The organism is uncultured Psychromonas sp. (genome assembly GCF_947489755.1).
Taxonomy (GTDB): Bacteria; Pseudomonadota; Gammaproteobacteria; order Enterobacterales; family Psychromonadaceae; genus Psychromonas.
In genome coordinates this window covers 1-17,945 of the sequence record NZ_CANLFB010000051.1, presented here as the reverse complement: position 1 = coordinate 17,945, position 17,945 = coordinate 1, and the positions used below count along the sequence as shown (strand labels likewise).

At 36.6% G+C, this 17,945-nt stretch carries 15 protein-coding genes; 9 read left to right on the top strand and 6 right to left on the bottom strand.

The annotated features are described in order from the left end of the window. Window positions 1–322 precede the first annotated feature (322 nt). Window positions 323–1,036 carry a FadR/GntR family transcriptional regulator gene (locus Q0794_RS17670; RefSeq protein ID WP_298944135.1) on the top strand — a complete coding sequence of 238 codons (714 nt, stop codon included), beginning with the start codon at window positions 323–325 and terminating at the stop codon, window positions 1,034–1,036. A gap of 178 nt (window positions 1,037–1,214) precedes the next feature. On the opposite strand, the gene Q0794_RS17665 is transcribed toward Q0794_RS17670, so the two are convergent. Both Q0794_RS17665 and Q0794_RS17660 read right to left on the bottom strand, forming a co-directional pair. After that, entirely contained in the window at window positions 1,215–3,380 is a 2,166-nt protein-coding gene (locus Q0794_RS17665) for a heparinase II/III family protein (RefSeq protein ID WP_298944133.1), read from the bottom strand. Window positions 3,381–3,382: 2 nt separating this feature from the next. Further along, on the bottom strand, window positions 3,383–5,521 hold the full coding sequence (locus Q0794_RS17660) for a heparinase II/III family protein (protein ID WP_298944131.1): 2,139 nt from the start codon (window positions 5,519–5,521) through the stop codon (window positions 3,383–3,385). Between the two features lie 736 nt (window positions 5,522–6,257). Between Q0794_RS17660 and Q0794_RS17655 the strand changes: the two genes are divergently transcribed. Further along, window positions 6,258–7,193, top strand: a complete 936-nt coding sequence (locus tag Q0794_RS17655; RefSeq protein ID WP_298944130.1) for a sugar kinase — start codon at window positions 6,258–6,260, stop codon at window positions 7,191–7,193. A 23-nt stretch (window positions 7,194–7,216) separates the two neighbouring features. Continuing rightward, on the top strand, window positions 7,217–7,840 hold the full coding sequence (locus Q0794_RS17650) for a bifunctional 4-hydroxy-2-oxoglutarate aldolase/2-dehydro-3-deoxy-phosphogluconate aldolase (protein ID WP_298944129.1): 624 nt from the start codon (window positions 7,217–7,219) through the stop codon (window positions 7,838–7,840). Window positions 7,841–8,197: 357 nt separating this feature from the next. On the opposite strand, the gene metJ is transcribed toward Q0794_RS17650, so the two are convergent. From metJ to ygfZ, 3 genes are all read right to left on the bottom strand, one after another. Continuing rightward, complete coding sequence (gene metJ, locus Q0794_RS17645) at window positions 8,198–8,485, bottom strand: met regulon transcriptional regulator MetJ (RefSeq protein WP_298944127.1); 288 nt, start codon at window positions 8,483–8,485, stop codon at window positions 8,198–8,200. Window positions 8,486–8,791: 306 nt separating this feature from the next. Next, window positions 8,792–11,323, bottom strand: a complete 2,532-nt coding sequence (locus tag Q0794_RS17640; protein ID WP_298944124.1) for a class I adenylate cyclase — start codon at window positions 11,321–11,323, stop codon at window positions 8,792–8,794. 150 nt (window positions 11,324–11,473) lie between these two features. Beyond that, window positions 11,474–12,451 carry a tRNA-modifying protein YgfZ gene (ygfZ, locus tag Q0794_RS17635; protein ID WP_298944122.1) on the bottom strand — a complete coding sequence of 326 codons (978 nt, stop codon included), beginning with the start codon at window positions 12,449–12,451 and terminating at the stop codon, window positions 11,474–11,476. Window positions 12,452–12,755: 304 nt separating this feature from the next. Here ygfZ and Q0794_RS17630 point away from each other — a divergent pair, with 304 nt between their 5' ends. Both Q0794_RS17630 and Q0794_RS18325 read left to right on the top strand, forming a co-directional pair. Then, window positions 12,756–13,007 carry a succinate dehydrogenase assembly factor 2 gene (locus tag Q0794_RS17630; protein WP_298944120.1) on the top strand — a complete coding sequence of 84 codons (252 nt, stop codon included), beginning with the start codon at window positions 12,756–12,758 and terminating at the stop codon, window positions 13,005–13,007. Continuing rightward, entirely contained in the window at window positions 12,979–13,428 is a 450-nt protein-coding gene (locus tag Q0794_RS18325; RefSeq protein ID WP_366522568.1) for a protein YgfX, read from the top strand. The genes Q0794_RS17630 and Q0794_RS18325 overlap by 29 nt, the downstream gene beginning before the upstream one ends. On the opposite strand, the gene nadB is transcribed toward Q0794_RS18325, so the two are convergent. Next, a complete protein-coding gene (gene nadB / locus Q0794_RS17625) occupies window positions 13,425–15,053 on the bottom strand; it encodes an L-aspartate oxidase (protein WP_298944118.1) in 1,629 nt (542 codons plus the stop codon). The genes Q0794_RS18325 and nadB overlap by 4 nt on opposite strands. 167 nt (window positions 15,054–15,220) lie before the next feature. Here nadB and rpoE point away from each other — a divergent pair, with 167 nt between their 5' ends. The 4 genes from rpoE to Q0794_RS17605 are packed head-to-tail and all read left to right on the top strand — an operon-like array spanning window position 15,221 to window position 17,795. Beyond that, window positions 15,221–15,799, top strand: coding sequence for an RNA polymerase sigma factor RpoE (rpoE, locus tag Q0794_RS17620; RefSeq protein ID WP_166373089.1), 579 nt, complete (start codon window positions 15,221–15,223; stop codon window positions 15,797–15,799). A gap of 12 nt (window positions 15,800–15,811) precedes the next feature. Next, window positions 15,812–16,339 carry an RseA family anti-sigma factor gene (locus Q0794_RS17615; protein ID WP_298944115.1) on the top strand — a complete coding sequence of 176 codons (528 nt, stop codon included), beginning with the start codon at window positions 15,812–15,814 and terminating at the stop codon, window positions 16,337–16,339. Between the two features lie 8 nt (window positions 16,340–16,347). Beyond that, entirely contained in the window at window positions 16,348–17,358 is a 1,011-nt protein-coding gene (locus Q0794_RS17610; protein WP_298944114.1) for a MucB/RseB C-terminal domain-containing protein, read from the top strand. Window positions 17,359–17,375: 17 nt separating this feature from the next. Further along, window positions 17,376–17,795: a SoxR reducing system RseC family protein gene (locus tag Q0794_RS17605; protein ID WP_298944112.1), complete on the top strand. Its 420-nt coding sequence runs from the start codon at window positions 17,376–17,378 to the stop codon at window positions 17,793–17,795. The last annotated feature ends 150 nt before the right edge of the window (window positions 17,796–17,945 follow it).

The window sequence follows — 17,945 nt, the reverse complement described above, 5'->3', positions numbered from 1 at the left end:
CCATAACCTTTTGAGTTATAGGATTTTGATCTTCTTTAGTTAAAAATCAACTAATTTTCTTAACTGATCGGCATTAGCCTTTAGGCTGGTTTTTTTATGTTTGGGCTTTGGGGGGGCAACTTTTCTATCAAAACTTGATGTAGGTTCAATTTATTTTTTTGTTTTTATTTTGAAAAACATGCTGTTTTTATTTTAAATTAAAGTGTTTTTATATTTAAAATCAATTGGATAGGTGGTTGTTAATTGAGCTATTAGTTGTTTGTATCTAAGGTTTAACATTTATCATATAATGAGGGTTGATTTTTATATTTGAAGAGACATTATGCATAACCCATTCATACAGATTGCAGGCTCAAAGCGCAGTCTACATGTGCAAGTAGCACGTGAAATCGCGCGAAAAATATTATCTGGTGAAGCGGCTCAGAATGAGATCATTCCTAGTGAAATGGTGTTATGTCAGCAATTCAGTGTTAGCCGAACTGCGCTACGAGAAGCTATTAAATTATTAACATCAAAAGGTTTATTAGAATCTAAACCGAAAGTGGGAACACGTGTTAAAAGTCGTGATAATTGGAATTTTTTAGATGCGCAGTTATTAGATTGGGTTATTGACCTAGGTGATAACGCGATTGTTTACCAAGAGTTCTTGGCATTACGCAAAGCAATTGAACCAGAAGCGGCGGCATTAGCAGCAAAAAATGCAACGGCACAACAAAGAATTTTGTTATCTGCTACTTTTCAACAAATGGATTATGTTTCTAAAAACTTTGATGCAGACAAGTGGATGGAAGTGGATATGGAGTTTCATCGTCTTGTGTTTTTATCAACAGGTAATAGCTTTTATTTACCTTTTGCTAATGTGCTATGTACTATGTTTAAAAGCTTTATTAGTCACTCGTCTGAAAAAGGCGGTACTTGTATCGGCGAACATCGTGCTATTTATTCTGCCATTATGGCCGGCGATGCAGATAAAGCACGCGAAGCAAATGCGACTTTATTGAAAAACACTAATCATCGTCTTCCTACTAGTAACTAATTTTTTAATTGTTAATAGTTAAAAAGGCCCCTGTAAGTTATTTACTTACAGCGGCCTTTTTTGTGTTTAGTTACTTTGTTGAAGTTGTTTTGTTAAAGGTGGCAGATTCAACTCTGAAGTGCATAACGACTAAGCCTTTTATAAAACCAGAAGCATAAAGGCTTAATTTATTAACTATCTACTTGTTGATAATAGCAATATAACCCGTCCAACTAAGCGTTTCACCATCGACGACTATACTTGTTTTAGTGTTGTCATTTACATCTGCAAGGTTACTTACACAGACTTTAATTTGCTTGTTATCAATTAGATTAAGGCTAACAACAGAAGCTGTATCATCTGCATGTAACACGGTAACTGAATCAACTTGTCCTCGTGCATTTAGGCTGGCTTCTATCGCTTCATTAAAGTAACCGTGTGTTTCATAAACATTTGCAAATAAATGGTTGGCTGCTTTTTGGCGAAGAATTAACATTGGCTCATTACGTAAGTTGAAGTCAGGATCATTCGCACCAGTACGAGCGAAGATAACTTCACTGTCTTTATTTGCACTGCTGATTAATGAATAGTAACTATTACCCATTAACCAAGTTGTTAATGATGAACCTTCTACTTTACCTTGACCAAGATTCCAAAGGTGTTGGTAACCATGGTCATCACCTACAGTGCTTAAGCTTTTATGTGCTTGATATTCAAAGTTAGTACGGATGATTTGTCCGTTATAATGAACAGGATAATCGTAGCTATGCTCTTCTTCACTGATCATTCGGAATAAATCAATAATCACTGGTTTTTCAAACTCTTCAGACTCAAGCATGATAACCGTGCGTTGCTGATCAATACCTGTGTAGTAATCACGAGCAAACGCACTCATTGCCTGTAGTTTGCCATCACTTGCTTCATTGCCTAATAGAGTGAAATGCTTTTCACCATTGTGCTGTTGCGCAATGGCAGTAACACCTTGGTTTTGGCTGATTTGATCAACCACAACAGTGTTGTGCGCAATAGTTTGTTTACAGTAACTTTTATTTTCAGGAATGTAACGACCACCAAATTTAGGCTCGATATTAACCCAACGACCATAACCGTAATCATTAATGAATTCTTGATTATTGTTAAATAGGCTTAAATGCAAACCATCAAAATGACCATGATCTAATGCCGAGTGAAGCTTTGCATCACTGCCATGTTGACCGTACCAAAGTAGTGCCATGCTATCGTCTGATTTTGCATCACGATGACGTAGGATGGTAACGCCACCACATTCGCCTTCAGCACCATCTGTGAGACTTAAGCTGCCCCAGTTAAAGTTTGCTACTTCGGTATTGCTATCTAATGCATTAGATAGCGCTGCGCCAGTGTTATGAACCCAAACATGATCTTGGTGTTTAGCCATCGCTAATAATGTTTCATTTTGCTCGTAACGGTCGAAACAGATGTTAGTCGCTAATAAAATACCTAAATCTTTAATGTCCATTGTACGAGATGAGTCATTTAATGCGGGTAATGTACCATTAGGGAATGCTGTGGACATGACTGCGTAGGCCGTTGTTTTAATCACTTCATCTTTTAATTGGTAGATACCGATCTCTGGTTGACGACGTTCAATGGTTTCCGCGAATAGGAAGATTGGTCGTAGTGAGAAACGGTGGTAGTACGGACCTTCCATGTAGTAGCCATCTGGCGAGAATAATTGTGTTAATTGTGCAATAAAGCCACCAGAAACACTATCACCTTTTAGGCCATAGATTGCTTTGTCGACTGTTGCTTGATCATTGATCGCATAAGCACAAATACCCGCACTGGCTACTGACCATAAACCGTGGTTATGGATAATATCGAAGTTCTCTGCATAAGTGACAACAAACATTTCAAGCATGACTTTAAATAAGTCATTTTCTATAAGTTGTTGTTGATCTTCTGTTAACTCATGGCGAATACAAGAGTAAGCGCACGATGAATATAACATCCACATATTTTCGTTTAATGTTTGGTGAAATATACGACCTGGTTTATTCGAGTCACGGCTAATGTTTAACTCGCGGTGCTTATAAACCTTTGCATATTCAACTAGCATGGTTGTTGCGTAGTCTAGGTAACGTTTATCTTCAGTGATTAAGTACAAACGACCCGCTAAGTCTAAATGAATATAGTTTTGCTTATGACGGTTATGTTCGTAACCGCCTGCTTCACCATGCCCTGGAATTTCAATACCCATTGGCATGTAAGCTTCAAGTGCTACAATTTCTTCAGCAATAGAGCGACCAATTAGTGAGTCAGTGCCTACGTATTGACGTAAGTCAGCTGCTTGTTCATAGCTTATTAGTAGTGGTTGGTAACTCATGATTAAACCTCTTTACTTTCTACAGCAACAAAACCTTGGAAGCTGTACGATTGATTATTCAATTCGATAGTTGTTTGACTGTTAGCTGTTGCATTACGGTCATTGTTAATCATCACTGTGAGTGCAATACTTTCACCTACAAGATCGACAACGGTTGCATCGTCGTTAAAACCAACAATATTAATTGAGTGAATTTTACCGCGTGCATCTAAGCTAGCTTCAATCGCTTCATTAAAGTAACCATGCGTTTCTATCACATTAGCAAATAGCGCATTTTTAGCTTCGCGACGTAAAATTAAACTGGTTTCGCTACGTAAGTTAAATGATGGATCATTAGCACCTGTACGAGTGAAGAATAAGGTATCGTCAGAAGAGGATGCACTTAACCATGTGTAATAACTGCTACCTTGTAACCAACTGACTAAACTTGTGCCTTTTGCTGCTGCACCTTCACTTTCGTTCCATAAATGTTGGTAGCCTGCATCATCACCCATTGGATTTAATATTGCGTGTTGTTTGTGCTCAACATTGGTACGAATGATTTGACCTTGATACTGAAGGGAGTAATCATATTGATGTGCTTCTTCACTGATTAATCGGAATAAATCAATCAATAGTGGTTTTTCTAATTGTTCATGCTCAATTAAAATAAGTGAGCGTTGTTGGTCAACACCAGGGTAGAAATCAACCGCATAAGCGCTCATTGCTTGTGTTTTACCGTTGCCAATAAAGAAGTGCGGCGTACCGTGTTTACTATCGGCGGTATCAACATCAAAGTTGTTTTGACAGCTAGCATCAACAGATACTAAGTTATGTGCGATAGTTTGGCGTGCGTAAGATTTATTTTCATCAAGATAACGACCACCAAATTTAGGTTCTATGTTCACCCAACGTCCAAATCCGTAATCACGTAATACTTCTTGATTGTTATTAAAGTAAGTCATCCCTAATGTGTCGAAGTGGCCGTGCCCCATGCCGTGTTGACCATAGTTCATCACGAGTTGGCTAATATCACCCTTTGCATTTTGCATGCGAATAAAGCCTTGCGCACCTTTGTCACCATTAGGACCTTCGCTTAACTCAACACTTGGTAAGCAAGGAATTTCAACTGAGTCTTGCGCTTGGTAAGCTTGCGATAAAGCAACGCCACAACCACTGATCCAAATTTGTTGTTGAATTTTAGCAATACCCAATAAGTTTGTATCTTCAGGGTAATGTTTTGCATATAAACTCACGGCAATCACGACACCTTCATCTTTAATATCCATGCTTTTTGAAGCATCGTTTAATGATGGGAATACACCGTTCGGGTAAGCGGTAGATAATAAAGATTGGATTGTTTTGCCAATTACTTGGCCCTTAAAGTTAAAGATGTCTAGCTCTGGACGGAAACGCTGAGTTAATTCCGCTAATAAACATAAAGGGCGAATGGCATAACGGTGGTAATAAGGCCCTTCAATGTAATAACCTGAAGGAGCAAATAAATTACTGAGTTGTGCAAGAAAGCCACCTTGTATGTCGTCACCGGCTAAGCCGTGTAATGCCAAATCAATATATTTCTCTTGTCCAATGGCTGCACCACATGCTGCTGTTGCCGCAACTGCCCATACGCCATGATTATGAATACGGTCAAAGTCAAAGTGGTATTTTACTGTCGCCACTTCTAACATGGGTTCAAATAAGCGACCAACAATATGAGCGCGTTGTGTTTCGCTTAACCAATGGCTAATACAGCTGTAGCCTAAACTCGCATACAATAACCAAACATGTTCGTTTAACATTTGGTGAAATAGGCGTCCTGGTGGATTTGTATTGCGTTGTTCTTGAAAGCCTAATTCGAGATATTTATCAGCATATTGAGTTAATAGATCTGCTGTAAATTGAGCATATTTTTCATCGCCAGTAATTAAAAATAAACGACCTGCTTGCTCTATATATTTATAATTTTGTTGGTGTTTGTTGTGTGCATAACCCCCAGCTGGGCTGTGCCCTGGAACATCTATCGGTAGCTCAATATAATTGTCTGTATCGTTGATTAGGGCTTCGAGGCTAAGTCCCATTAGGCTTTGTTTACCAAGCTCTTGCTGAATTGCTATAATTTCTTGTTGGTCCATAAGAACGGCGTTGGCGTTAACTGACATTGTTACCTCGTGCGTATAAAGTGGATAAAAATCGTGTAATAAAGTAATACAAATAGACTGTAAAATCACTTTTATTTTTTAGTTTTTAGGGTTGACCTCTCTATTTTTAATTTTTTAAATTAACCTGAATTGGCTTTGCTCATTACTTTTAGATAATTATTACTGCTTTTCAGTGGGTTAAGCCTTAAGTACTTTTTTATTACCTTATAATGTAAGATTAGTTGATATGTAGTTGCTATCTCATCGAATGCTTTCTATGTTTATTGAGATCTAATTAATTATTTTGATTGTGATGTAGGTGAATGATCTGGATCACACATAGTGTCATTTTGTATTACAAATTGTCCTGTGTAATGTACAATTTTTGACTTATAAAAATAACAAATTAAATGTTAATCAAAGTCATATTTTGATTTGAAGGTTCCGGAAACAATATGTTTTCTTACGCTTCGAATAAAAAGGCTTTTTTAACACCCATGAGATACTTTCTGGTTTTTTGATTAAGCTTATTTTTGTTAAATCGCATTTATGAATCGTTTAATTTTATATAAATGAAGCTTGTTGATGTGTTTACTAACATGAATTCGCGCAAACAAATAAACTCTGCACAAAGTACTTTTACATTATTAGTATAAAATGCTGATTTTATAATCAAAGCCAATATGGCCAAGTTATGAATAGCAAGAAAATGAATAGAGGATGCAAATGAATCCATTTTTTATAACAGAGGTGGCTAATGGCTAATTTAAATATCGCTTTGATTGGCGAATGTATGATTGAATTGCAGGAAGTTAATGGTGTTTTACGCAGAAGCTTTGGTGGCGATACGCTGAATACTGCCGTGTATTTATCACGTTTAACATCAGGTAAAGACGTTAATGTTAGTTATGTAACGGCGCTAGGCCAAGATAAAATTAGCCAAGAAATGATCGATGCTTGGAATGCTGAAGAAATTGATACTCAATTTGTTCAACGCTCTGAAACAAGACAACCTGGTTTGTACATGGTTGAAACAGATTCAACAGGTGAACGCAGCTTTTTATATTGGCGTGATGCAGCAGCAGCTAAATATTGGCTCGAAACAGCAAGCGATGAATATATTGAATCATTGTTAAAGCAAGATGTTATCTACTTATCTGGTATTAGCTTAGCTATTTTACCACCATCAAGCCGTGAAAAACTTTACGACTTATTGGCTCGTTACAAAGCGGCTGGTGGTAAAGTTTACTTTGATAACAACTACCGCCCTAAATTATGGAATTCTGCAGAAGAAGCAGCGGAAGGTTTCAAACGTATCTTATCTGTAACGCATACTGGTTTATTAACATTTGATGATGAGCAAGCTCTATTTGGCGATACAACTGTTGAACAGTGTATTGAACGTACACGTGCATTAGGCGTTCAAGAAATAGTTATTAAACAAGGTGGCGGTGAGTGTTTAATTATTACCGCTGATGATTCTATTAGTGTTGCTGCTCAAAAAGTAGCACCTGAAAATGTCATTGATACAACCGCTGCGGGCGATTCATTTGCTGCGGGTTATCTATCAAAACGTACATTAGGTGAATCAAGTATTGTTGCTGCTGAAAAAGCACATCAAGTTGCAAGTACGGTTATACAGCATAAAGGTGCAATTATTGATATGCAGTATATTGCTCCATTTGTAGATTAATTATAAATATTTAGGATAGTAAAATGACAACATTAAACGAAAAGTTACAAGCACTTAAAGTAATTCCTGTAATTGCGATTAAAGATGCTGCAGATGCCGTTCCATTAGGTAAAGTATTAGTTGAAAATGGTATGCCTTGTGCGGAAATTACATTCCGTACGCCTGCTGCTGGACAAGCTATTAAAAATTTACGTGAAGCGTTTCCTGAAATGCTAATTGGTGCAGGTACTGTGCTTACAAGCAAAACGGTTGATGAAGCAATTGACGCGGGTGTTGATTTTATCGTGAGCCCTGGTTTTAACCCGACAACGGTTAAGTACTGTCAGCAACGTAATATGCCAATCATTCCTGGTGTAAATAGCCCATCTTTAGTTGAGCAAGCAATGGAAATGGGATTAACAACGTTAAAATTCTTCCCTGCTGGCCCATCTGGTGGCGTGTCAATGTTGAAATCATTAACAGCCGTTTACCCTGTTAGCTTTATGCCTACTGGTGGTGTTTCACCTGCGAATATCAATGAATATTTAGATATCAATGCGGTACTTGCTTGTGGCGGTACTTGGATGGTTCCTGCTGATTTAATTGATAATCGTGAATGGGATAAAATTGGACAATTAGTTAAAGAAGCGGTTGCTGCTTTAAAATAATTACCCACTATCTTTTAGAAACCTCGGTTATGTCGTTAATCGAGGTTTTTTTATGCCTTTTAAAAATGAATACAACAAATAAGTAAGCTATTTTATTGGTTAAAATAATTGACTTATTTATTATAAATGTCGATTTTTAACAAACGTTTATATTTCCTTCTGCCTTAAATTTAATAACCGTAGTCTTAAAAAGTAAGCACCGTGCAAACGGAGAGTATTATTATTTATAGTGGGTTTATATAGGAGCGGAGTAAAAGTGTGAGGGAAATTAAGGCTAATTTAGTTAAATAAAAAGTAACCACCAGTAAAGAACGGCGGTATTATTTTTTAATTTCATTGGCTAATTCACAATCGTTTTTATTTTACTGTCTTTTCCATGATCTCTGAAATATTCACATTTTGGCTTTTATCTAATTCATCATCTTCTGGTAATGGCTGTCCTGTATAAGCATGTAAAAATGCTTCACACAATAATTCACTATTAGTCGCATGACGTAGGTTATTTACTTGGCGTCTAGTACGTTCATCAGTCAATATTTTTAATACTTTTGTTGGTATTGAAACTGTCACTTTTTTTACCTGCTCACTTTTTTTACCGTGCTCAGCATAAGGACTAATATATTCACCGTTCCACTTTGTTGACATAATAATAACCTTTTAAAAAATATGCTTTATTTTACCTTGATCTATCAAGTATGGCAATCTGAACGTAAAGAGGGCTAGAAGTCTATTAATTGTGTTCTATCTTTCTTATATTAAAATTAATACAGAGAGAGGGTTAAGTTAACTACTGAGGCTATTAGAATAATGTGCATTGTCATATTGTTATTTTAAGAGGGAGATGACAGAAAGAAGTGTTCTCTGCATTTAATTGATCAAATGGCCTGCTTAAAAAGAAAGAGTAAATGATTTTTTATTGTTAGAACTTTAATCACAGTGATTTAAGTTAGGTTATTTTTCATTCACAGGTTTCAGAGCGGATAGTAAATCATCAGTCGATGATGCTAATTTACTGCTTTTAAATGGGTTTAAAGACAATGTTTTATCTTCGTTTAACGTAATGTCATAAAATTGTGGCAGATTAAAATTAATCTGCTCATCTAGCGAATCAGGGAGATGACTATTAGATGCGTAGAATCGATTTACGTTTTGTACAAATTCATTTTTTGAACCTGCAAAATTCAAGAATGTTTCTACATCATTGTCAGCATTCGCAATATAAACATTAAAACCGTTATGATAATTCTCAAAAAAGAATTGAATTAAACCTTCACTGATATGAGATTCAATCACATTTGCTGTTTGGTCATAGTGAGTTGTTTTTAAATTTAACGAACTAGCTGATAGCTTCTTCTTAGATATATGACTGTAAATATCTACTGCGCTTTCTAGATGCTGTAATGAAACACCTTTACGTTCGAAGTAAAAGCCAAATTTTCTGCCGCCCGTCCATAATGTTTGAACCGATCTCGTATGCACTGTGTGTAAACGTAGTTGAATAAACTCATTTAACTTACTGCCAAATGATTGACAAATTTGTTCACTAAAATATCTGCTATAACAAAATAGGTCGATCTGGTGAGGAGGTGAGGCATCTTGATGCATTTTTGAAAGAATAGTATTCAGTGCTTCAACCACTGAAAATTGACTATTAAAATGTAATGTTCGGACTTCATTCCACGAGTTGCGATATATAAAGTCGATACTACCAATTAAGCTTTCTTTATGTTCGCCGTAAGCCATTACATTATCAATCTGATTTAATTCACTTTCTTCTGTATCCTGCCAATGTCTTGTCGGGTCTTTTTCTACATTTAAGAAAATAGATAGATGCTTAATCGCACAAGGTGCACTAAGCGCTTTATCACTGGCTTTTGGTACATATACAGGGAAAACAGCGTATAAGTCTTTTGCAAATTGGTTTAGGTTCTTATCAACTAAATCGGAGCCTTGGTTGTATAAGTGAAGCTTTGTATCTTCATCGTATAATCCATTTACATAACTCCAAGCAACTAATTTAGATAGGTAAGGTGAATCACCTAAACAGGGAGTAGAAGCCAACTCAAAAGAATCTAAAGTACTATTGAATAAATACCAACCGGCTTTATTTTTACGGTGTTCAGGGATTTGAATAAAACTAAGATCGTGTTCAACGAGGTTAGGCGAAATATTAGGGTTAATAATATCAACTTTACCCGGTAGTGTTTCATGTGCGGCATAAAGTTTACGAGATAGGATACCTATATCTTCGGCACTGATCGATTCACTGATATTATTATCGCGCGCAAATTTAATTAAATTACTGTAACTTAACATAAGGGCATCAAGTAGCAGTGTATTGGCTTGTTTTACTTCGCGTATTTTCCAATTGTTACGGTTATCTAAATCTGCAATTTGGCTTTCAGTCCAGCCCCATTGGGTGATTAAGTTATTTAAAATAGTACGTCGCCAAGCAGAGTTTTCATTATATGAAGACTTCGATAACATCTCTTCTGTTTTAAAGTAAAAACAAACACGTACTAACTCTAAACGTTGTATATCATTAATGCTGATTAAGTAATCGCTTACTTTGCTAAGCATAAGACAGTAAGGGTCTAAGTGTTCATCATAAGAATCTTGTTCTTGAAAGCTTTTTTTATACGAGGTTGAGATAAGTTCTATATTTGGGTATTCCCAAGAATAAGCCTCCATCAAAATAGTTTTTAATGTCGCTTTGTAGGGGTTATCAATCCCTTTATAAAGTTGCCACAATGTAGCTCCAAATAACTCTTCCGCTGGGACGCAATATAACCCACCTAAGTCCAGCCAATCATCTGCATTAATTTGTCCTGTTTCACACAGGTTTTTGACGTAGCTATCGTAATGATGTTCATGCTCATGTGGAATTTGACGCCATAAAATACGTCGACCTGCAACACGTAATGAGGTGCGATAAAACTCATCGAGTAATAACATGTGTTGAGATGTCCCACATGATTCATTACTTAATGAGGCTTTATTTTTAACTTTGAATTTATTGTCTGGAATAAGAAAAAAGTTTAATTCGACACCCAAACTTTCTGCCCAGTAAGTAATTTCCCATGATTTCTTATCAAGTAATTCGACACGGGTTGGATCTAATTCATGTGAATAGCAAATCCAAATATCAAAGTCACTTTCAGAACATTGGCCAATAGAGGAAGTACTACCCATGGCGTATAAACCAATAATCTCAGGTGTTTGTATTTCATCTTCAGGCAGTTCAATAGCAAATTGTTGTTGTATTAGGTTTTGGTGTTTTTTAGTTGGGCTAAATTGGCAAATTCCAACGGGTACATTATCTTTTATGTAACCAGGTAAAGCAGGATCGTTGAAGTGTAATAATAATGGAAAAGTTTGGAAAACATCAGCTTCATCTTGTTTCATCAATGCTAAAGCAGATCTAACGCGTAATCGAGAAAACTCGTCTGATTTGTCGCGTAATTGGATGATTTCTTGATTCAAGCTGTGTTCCATTAGTGCAGGCGTAAATTACTATTCAACCCTAAAAAAAGTGTGAGCATCATAGCATTAATTATGGTTATTGGTAAATATTGTGTACTTACTCTACTTGTAGAGTAGGGGATGCCTCTAGAGTTACCTAGAGGCGAAAGGTTAGTCTGCTGCTATTTGATAAGGTAGAGGAGCGTAATAAAGAGTAGAGCCTTCAAGCTCTTTTACTTGGAAGATATCCTCAGGATTTGTATCTTTTGGTAATACCGCTAATATTTCAATATGTCCGTCACCATATTGGCATGCAGATACGATTACACCGACTCGTTTCCAGTTATTATTGAGTAACACTTCGATCGTTTGGCCTGCTTTTGGACAATCACTTGAACGTCCAGTTAGGATGAACATGGCACGTTTATTGGCTCCACGGTATTTAGCGCGAGCCACTGTTTCTTGGCCAATGTAACAACCTTTGGTAAAGCTAATGCCATCAAGTGCCTGTAGATTTAACATTTGAGGAATAAACTGCGCTGATGTTTCTGCTGCTAAAAAACCGACACCCGCAGCAATATTCATTGCATTCCATAAACTGTCATCGAAGATCTCAGCTTTGCTTTTTAAATCAATTAACAACGCTTCAGCGACGGCGTTTTTCATGATCGCAAGGTAACGTAATGAAGGATATGGCTGTTTAATTAATACGGTGCCACTTTCCAGTAAACTACTGGTTTCATGTGTTGCGGCAGTATCAACTTCTTTAGCAATATATTCTGCTGATTTAGGGCCTGCTAAACCAAATATTTTATATTCTGTTTCTTTTTGTATAACAACCTTAGAAAAAGCCGCATATTTTTTTAGTTCTGGTAATTGCACTTCAGAGACTGAGTTGGGTTGAGTTAATAAAATACGATCTTCTAACACAATCACGCGTGCGACAGTCCAGGCTTTTCCTTGAGGATTACAATGCGCAGCTAAGGTTTGTTGTCCAGTTTCTAATTTTTCAAGATCGCACGTTAACTGCCCTTGTAAAAAAGTGATACGGTCTTCACCTGTTACACTGATTAAATCCCAGCTATCAAGTGGGCATAAAACTAAATCTGGTAGCTTGCTGATATTCTCAAGTTGGCTAAGTGTTCGCATGTATGGCCTCATTTTAGGTCTAATTTGTCTATTACAATGTTATAGCTCACAACCTATTTTGTCAGTAGTTGCTGTTAATAAAACGTTATTGTTATGATGTTGTGCACTGTATATCAATTGATATAAATAACCGATCAATATTACACGTTATTAATTCGATGAATATTTATTCGTAGATTGTCTTTATTTATTACTAATTTTGTCTGAACTAACTTTTTAATGCAGTGTAGTATCATGTTTCATATTCTTTTGGATTACTATTATAAATAATCCTCCATTTTTATTTTAAAAGGAAGTATTTGTCATGGCCGAAGAGGTTTCTCTTTCTCGTTTATTGTGGGCTTGTCGTCGTGGTATGTTAGAACTTGATGTGCTGTTTATGCCTTTTGCAAAAGAAGCTTACAGTGATTTAAGTCAACAACATAAATTGTCTTTTCAGCGCCTTTTAACGTGTGAAGATCCTGAATTATTTGCTTGGTTTATGGGACATAAGATCTGTCCTGATCCAGAGCTAGCTGAAATTGTTGATGTCATCCTCAAGCGCGTTAAATTATAATATTCAATGTACCGCATCATTTATCGCCAAACTATTGGCGATAATAACGCTGTTACTTAGTGCTCTTATACTGTTTTTGTTGTGGGGAGTGGGTTGGTTTAGCGTTATCTTTTTAAGTCTTTATATATTCACTTCTTTTTATCTTGTCCAATCTTTATCGCTCTTACCATTTGCTTGCTCGTTGGCTGAGACTGGCAATATAGAAATAAAAAAACCAATACATATTGACGGTAAGATTCATTCTCGATCTTTCTATAATGGTTGGATTATATTGTTGTGTGTAGAAATGACAGATAAGTTATTAGTAAAGAAACGACAACACAACAAACCAAGGAAATGGTTTGTTGTGTTTTATGATAGTGTTACAAAAGAAGAGTATCATTTACTTGCGCGCCTTATTAATAGCGCACGTTGGAGTTAATCTCTTTTAGGGGTTAATATTGTTGGTTTAGGATCATCATTTTGCTCTGGATAATCTAAGTTATAATGTAAACCTCTGCTTTCTTTTCTTTTTATCGCACTTTTTATAATTAACTCAGCGACTTGGACTAAATTTCTTAGCTCTAGTAAATTGTTTCCAACCTTGAAGTTACTATAATATTCAGTGATCTCATGTTGTAATAACTCAACTCGACTTAGCGCTCTTTGCAGGCGTTTGTCTGTACGTACAATACCAACGTAATCCCACATAAATAAACGTAGTTCATGCCAGTTATGTTGAATAACAACTTGTTCATCTGAATTTTCCACTTGGCTATCATCCCAATCAGGAATCGCTGCAAATTTTCGCTCTTTGTAGAAAGGGATCCGGTTAATGATATCTTTCGCACAAGCATGTGCATAGACAATACATTCCAGTAACGAATTTGAAGCTAAGCGATTCGCTCCGTGTAATCCTGTATAAGTTACTTCACCAATGGCATATAAACCATCAATGTCAGTTTGACCATGATGATCTATCATTACGCCTCCACAAGTATAGTGCGCAGCAGGTACAATAGGCATTGGTTGCTCAGCAATATCAAGACCCAATAGTAAACAACGTTGATAGATAGTTGGAAAATGCTTGATGATGAAGTCTTTAGGTTTATGACTGATATCTAAATACATACAATCAACACCAAGGCGTTTCATTTCATAATCAATGGCACGAGCCACGATATCACGTGGGGCTAATTCACCACGTTCATCGAAGTCCGGCATAAAACGAGTGCCGTCTGGTCGTAACAGTAATGCACCTTCCCCTCGTAGCGCTTCCGTTAATAAAAAGTTTTTAGCGTCTGCATGATATAAACAGGTTGGATGGAATTGATTAAATTCCATATTCGCTACACGGCAGCCACTTCGCCATGCGAGTGCCACACCGTCTCCGCTTGAAACATCTGGGTTACTCGTATATTGATATACTTTACTTGCACCGCCCGTCGCTAACGTAACAAAATGGGCATTCACCGTTTCTACATGTTCAGCCGTTCTGTTCCAAACATAAGCCCCTAGTACACGGTTGGCAGGTAAATTAAGTTTTTGCGTGGTGATTAAATCAATGGCGTTGTAACCTTCCATTAATGTGATGTTAGGATGTTTTTTAACGGCGGCTAAAAGCGATTCCTCTATTTCTCGTCCGGTTGCATCAGCTGCATGCAGTATACGTCGATGGGAATGCCCCCCTTCACGAGTCAGGTGATATTGAGTTTCTTTTTGATCATTAATTTCAGTGTCAAAGTTAACACCGGTATCAATTAACCATTGCATACTTTCTTTTGCATTGTTAACCGTAAAGCGAACAGCTTCTTCATCACATAAGCCAGCGCCTGCAACAAGAGTGTCCTCAAAATGCGAGTCAGTGCTATCATCATCAGAGAAAACTGCGGCTACTCCGCCTTGAGCATAATAGGTCGAGCCTTCCGATAGAACACCTTTACTGAGTACTCTCACGGTACTGTGGGCTGCTATTTTGAGAGCCAGCGATAAGCCAGCTGCGCCAGCACCAATAATTAAAACATCACAAGTGTATTGATGTTCAGTTTTTGTTTTAGTCTCTGCCATGGCATTATATGCTCTGTTTTGGATGAAATGGTCAATGAACATTCCGAGTAATAAGAGAGTTTATCCAAAAACATCTTTGTTTTGAATTTATTTGGAACTTTCTTTTTTAATAAAAGTCATATCTGTGAGAATCAATAGCTCACTATAAATATAGGTAGAAAAGCTCAATGAATGAGCGTGAATTAGATTTACAGTTAATACAACGTATACAAAATGGTGAGCAGCAAGCATTTGCATTATTAGTACGTAAGTACCAGACGCGTGTGGCTAACATACTAACGCGTTATGTGCGAAGTTCTGGTGATATACCTGACGTGTCGCAAGAAGTGTTTATAAAAGTATATAAATCATTACCTAACTTTAGAGGTGATAGTGCTTTCTATACTTGGCTATTCCGAATTACGGTAAATACAGCTAAAAACTATTTAACGAGTCAAAGCCGACGCCCACCTGCATCAGATATAGACGCAGAAGAAGCCGATAGTTATGACGGTAGTGGTGCTTTGAAAGATGACGCGAACCCTGAAGCTATTTTACATTCTCAGGAAGTAAAGCAAGTTATCTTAAAAGTAATTGGTGATTTACCGGATGAGTTAAAGTCAGCAATTACATTACGTGAGTTGGAAGGTATGAGTTATGACGAGATTGCACAAATAGAAAATTGTCCAATTGGTACCGTTAGATCTCGTATTTTTAGAGCACGTGAAGCGATTGATAAACAATTAAAACCTTTATTAGAAAATTAATTGGAATTTATAATGAAAGAATACTCACAAGACCTATCCTCACTTATGGATAATGAGTTAGGCGATAAAGAGGTCATTAATACCATCCTTGATGATACTGTTTTACAAAAACAGTTTTCAAGATATCAACTAATCGGTGATGTACTTCGTGATGAGAGCAATGGCTTAGATTTGCGAATGGATATTACAGATAACGTAATGGCTGCAATCGCTAATGAGAAACAAGATGATTATGTTGCTCCTTTAGCTGCTGCACCTGAAAAAAGTAATGTTGTACCATTTATGAAACGCTTTGGACAATATGCTATTGCAGCATCTGTTGCTGGTGTTGTTGTTGTTAGTAGTTTAATGGTCAATCAAGGTTCATCAACCGATCCTAGTGTTGCACCGGTTCTTAATACCGTGCCATTTGGTGGAGCTGCTGCACCAGTTAGCTTACAGGCAACACCATTACAATCTGAAAATGAGATTAAAGAACGTAATGAACGTGTAGAAGCGCTATTAAAAGATCATCAGCTACAGTTGCAAACACAGCCTTAAGGTTACCGATGAAACATCGATTATTTTTAGTTGCGTGTATGTCGCTATTGTCATTATTAGCGTCGTCGCAACTAATCGCAAGTCCAGAAGTAGCCCAATCTGAAGTTAAAATCGAAACTAAATCAGCTTTACCGTCTGCTTTAACTTATTTAAATAATATGAAGCAGGCTTATCGAGAACTAAATTATAAGCTGCTTTATCTAAATACAGCACAAAATCAAATTGAGCCAAAGCAACTTATACATGGTGTTGTTGATGGCAAAAGTGTTGCTTATTTCTACTTTTTAAATGGGGCAATGCGAGAGTCGTTACAATTTGATGGAAAAATTAGTTTCTATCAACAAGGTAGTCAAGCTTATAGTTTGGCAACGAACCGAGATCAAAGTGTCTTTGCTAATATTGCTAATTTTAATTTTGAAAATGGTAATAAAAGTTACGAGTATATTATTCTTGGTAGAGATAGGATTGCCGGAAAAAAAGCAATCGCCATTCGAATGATTAGTAAAGATCAGTACAGGTATAGCTATATTGTATGGCTGGACTTAGAAAGTTACTTACCATTACGTCTCGATATCATCAATCAATCGAATCAAATCCTTGAGCAGACAATGGTTGTTTCATTGAATATAAGCGAAACCATTAATCCTTGGATTCAACAGTTAAGTGTTCAAGCTACACCTGATGTCTTACATTTACCACTGACGGCCATCGCAGAAGTTCCTAAGTGGCATCTTGACTGGTTACCGCCTAGTTTTAAAATCGTAAAAGACGATCAACATAAATTGATGATGCATGATACGGATCCAGTTTCATACATTATGCTTAATGATGGGATTGTGAGGGTGTCTGTTTATATCTCGACTAAGCAAACAAAATTAATAGAACAAAAAAACGTTATTCGAAGAGGTGGAACATTGATTTACACTAAACAAGATGAAAATGTTGAAATTAACGTTATTGGAGAAATCCCTCTTATAACAGCAGAAAAAATAGCTGCTTCAATTAAGCCTTCAAAATAATGCTTCATGAAACGGGCATGGTCATTGATATCACTGTTATTAATGGTGAAAAAACTGCAATTGTTGAATGTATTTCTAAGTCAGCTTGTAAATCATGTAGTAGCAATGACAACTGCGGCGTTGGAGTTGTTGCCAAGGGGCTTAGTGATAAGTCTCATAAACTTTCCATACCTTTTAAAGAAGGTATGGAAATAAATCATTCAATAGAATTATTAATAGAAAATAAAGATATCGTCAAAAGTTCTTTAATCGTTTATATCATCCCCTTATTTCTATTTGTATTCACCTGTGTATTGAGTAACTTATTTATTACCAGTGAACCCTTCGTTATATTAACTTCATTGGCATCTTTGATTGCTGGAAGCCTTATTGCCAAAGTTGTTTCATCAAAGTTATACCCTATTAATAGCCTCAACAAACTTATCAGTACAAAATAACACCTAAAAAAACCGTAAAATTGAGCATTTTGTTCGTTAATTAATCACTCGGTCATTTAATTGAAATAAACCCCATAAAACGCTTGCGAATAGTTTCGCTATCCCTATAATACGCCGCACAGACAAGGACGGAGGCGCAAGCCACTAACC

Coding starts and splice junctions, on each gene's coding strand:
- Q0794_RS17670 (WP_298944135.1), top strand. CDS start 323: ATGCATAACCCATTCATACAGATTGCAGGCTCAAAGCGCAGTCTACAT.
- Q0794_RS17665 (WP_298944133.1), bottom strand. CDS start 3,380: ATGAGTTACCAACCACTACTAATAAGCTATGAACAAGCAGCTGACTTA.
- Q0794_RS17660 (WP_298944131.1), bottom strand. CDS start 5,521: ATGTCAGTTAACGCCAACGCCGTTCTTATGGACCAACAAGAAATTATA.
- Q0794_RS17655 (WP_298944130.1), top strand. CDS start 6,258: ATGGCTAATTTAAATATCGCTTTGATTGGCGAATGTATGATTGAATTG.
- Q0794_RS17650 (WP_298944129.1), top strand. CDS start 7,217: ATGACAACATTAAACGAAAAGTTACAAGCACTTAAAGTAATTCCTGTA.
- metJ (WP_298944127.1), bottom strand. CDS start 8,485: ATGTCAACAAAGTGGAACGGTGAATATATTAGTCCTTATGCTGAGCAC.
- ygfZ (WP_298944122.1), bottom strand. CDS start 12,451: ATGCGAACACTTAGCCAACTTGAGAATATCAGCAAGCTACCAGATTTA.
- Q0794_RS17630 (WP_298944120.1), top strand. CDS start 12,756: ATGGCCGAAGAGGTTTCTCTTTCTCGTTTATTGTGGGCTTGTCGTCGT.
- Q0794_RS18325 (WP_366522568.1), top strand. CDS start 12,979: ATGTCATCCTCAAGCGCGTTAAATTATAATATTCAATGTACCGCATCA.
- nadB (WP_298944118.1), bottom strand. CDS start 15,053: ATGGCAGAGACTAAAACAAAAACTGAACATCAATACACTTGTGATGTT.
- rpoE (WP_166373089.1), top strand. CDS start 15,221: ATGAATGAGCGTGAATTAGATTTACAGTTAATACAACGTATACAAAAT.
- Q0794_RS17615 (WP_298944115.1), top strand. CDS start 15,812: ATGAAAGAATACTCACAAGACCTATCCTCACTTATGGATAATGAGTTA.
- Q0794_RS17610 (WP_298944114.1), top strand. CDS start 16,348: ATGAAACATCGATTATTTTTAGTTGCGTGTATGTCGCTATTGTCATTA.
- Q0794_RS17605 (WP_298944112.1), top strand. CDS start 17,376: ATGGTCATTGATATCACTGTTATTAATGGTGAAAAAACTGCAATTGTT.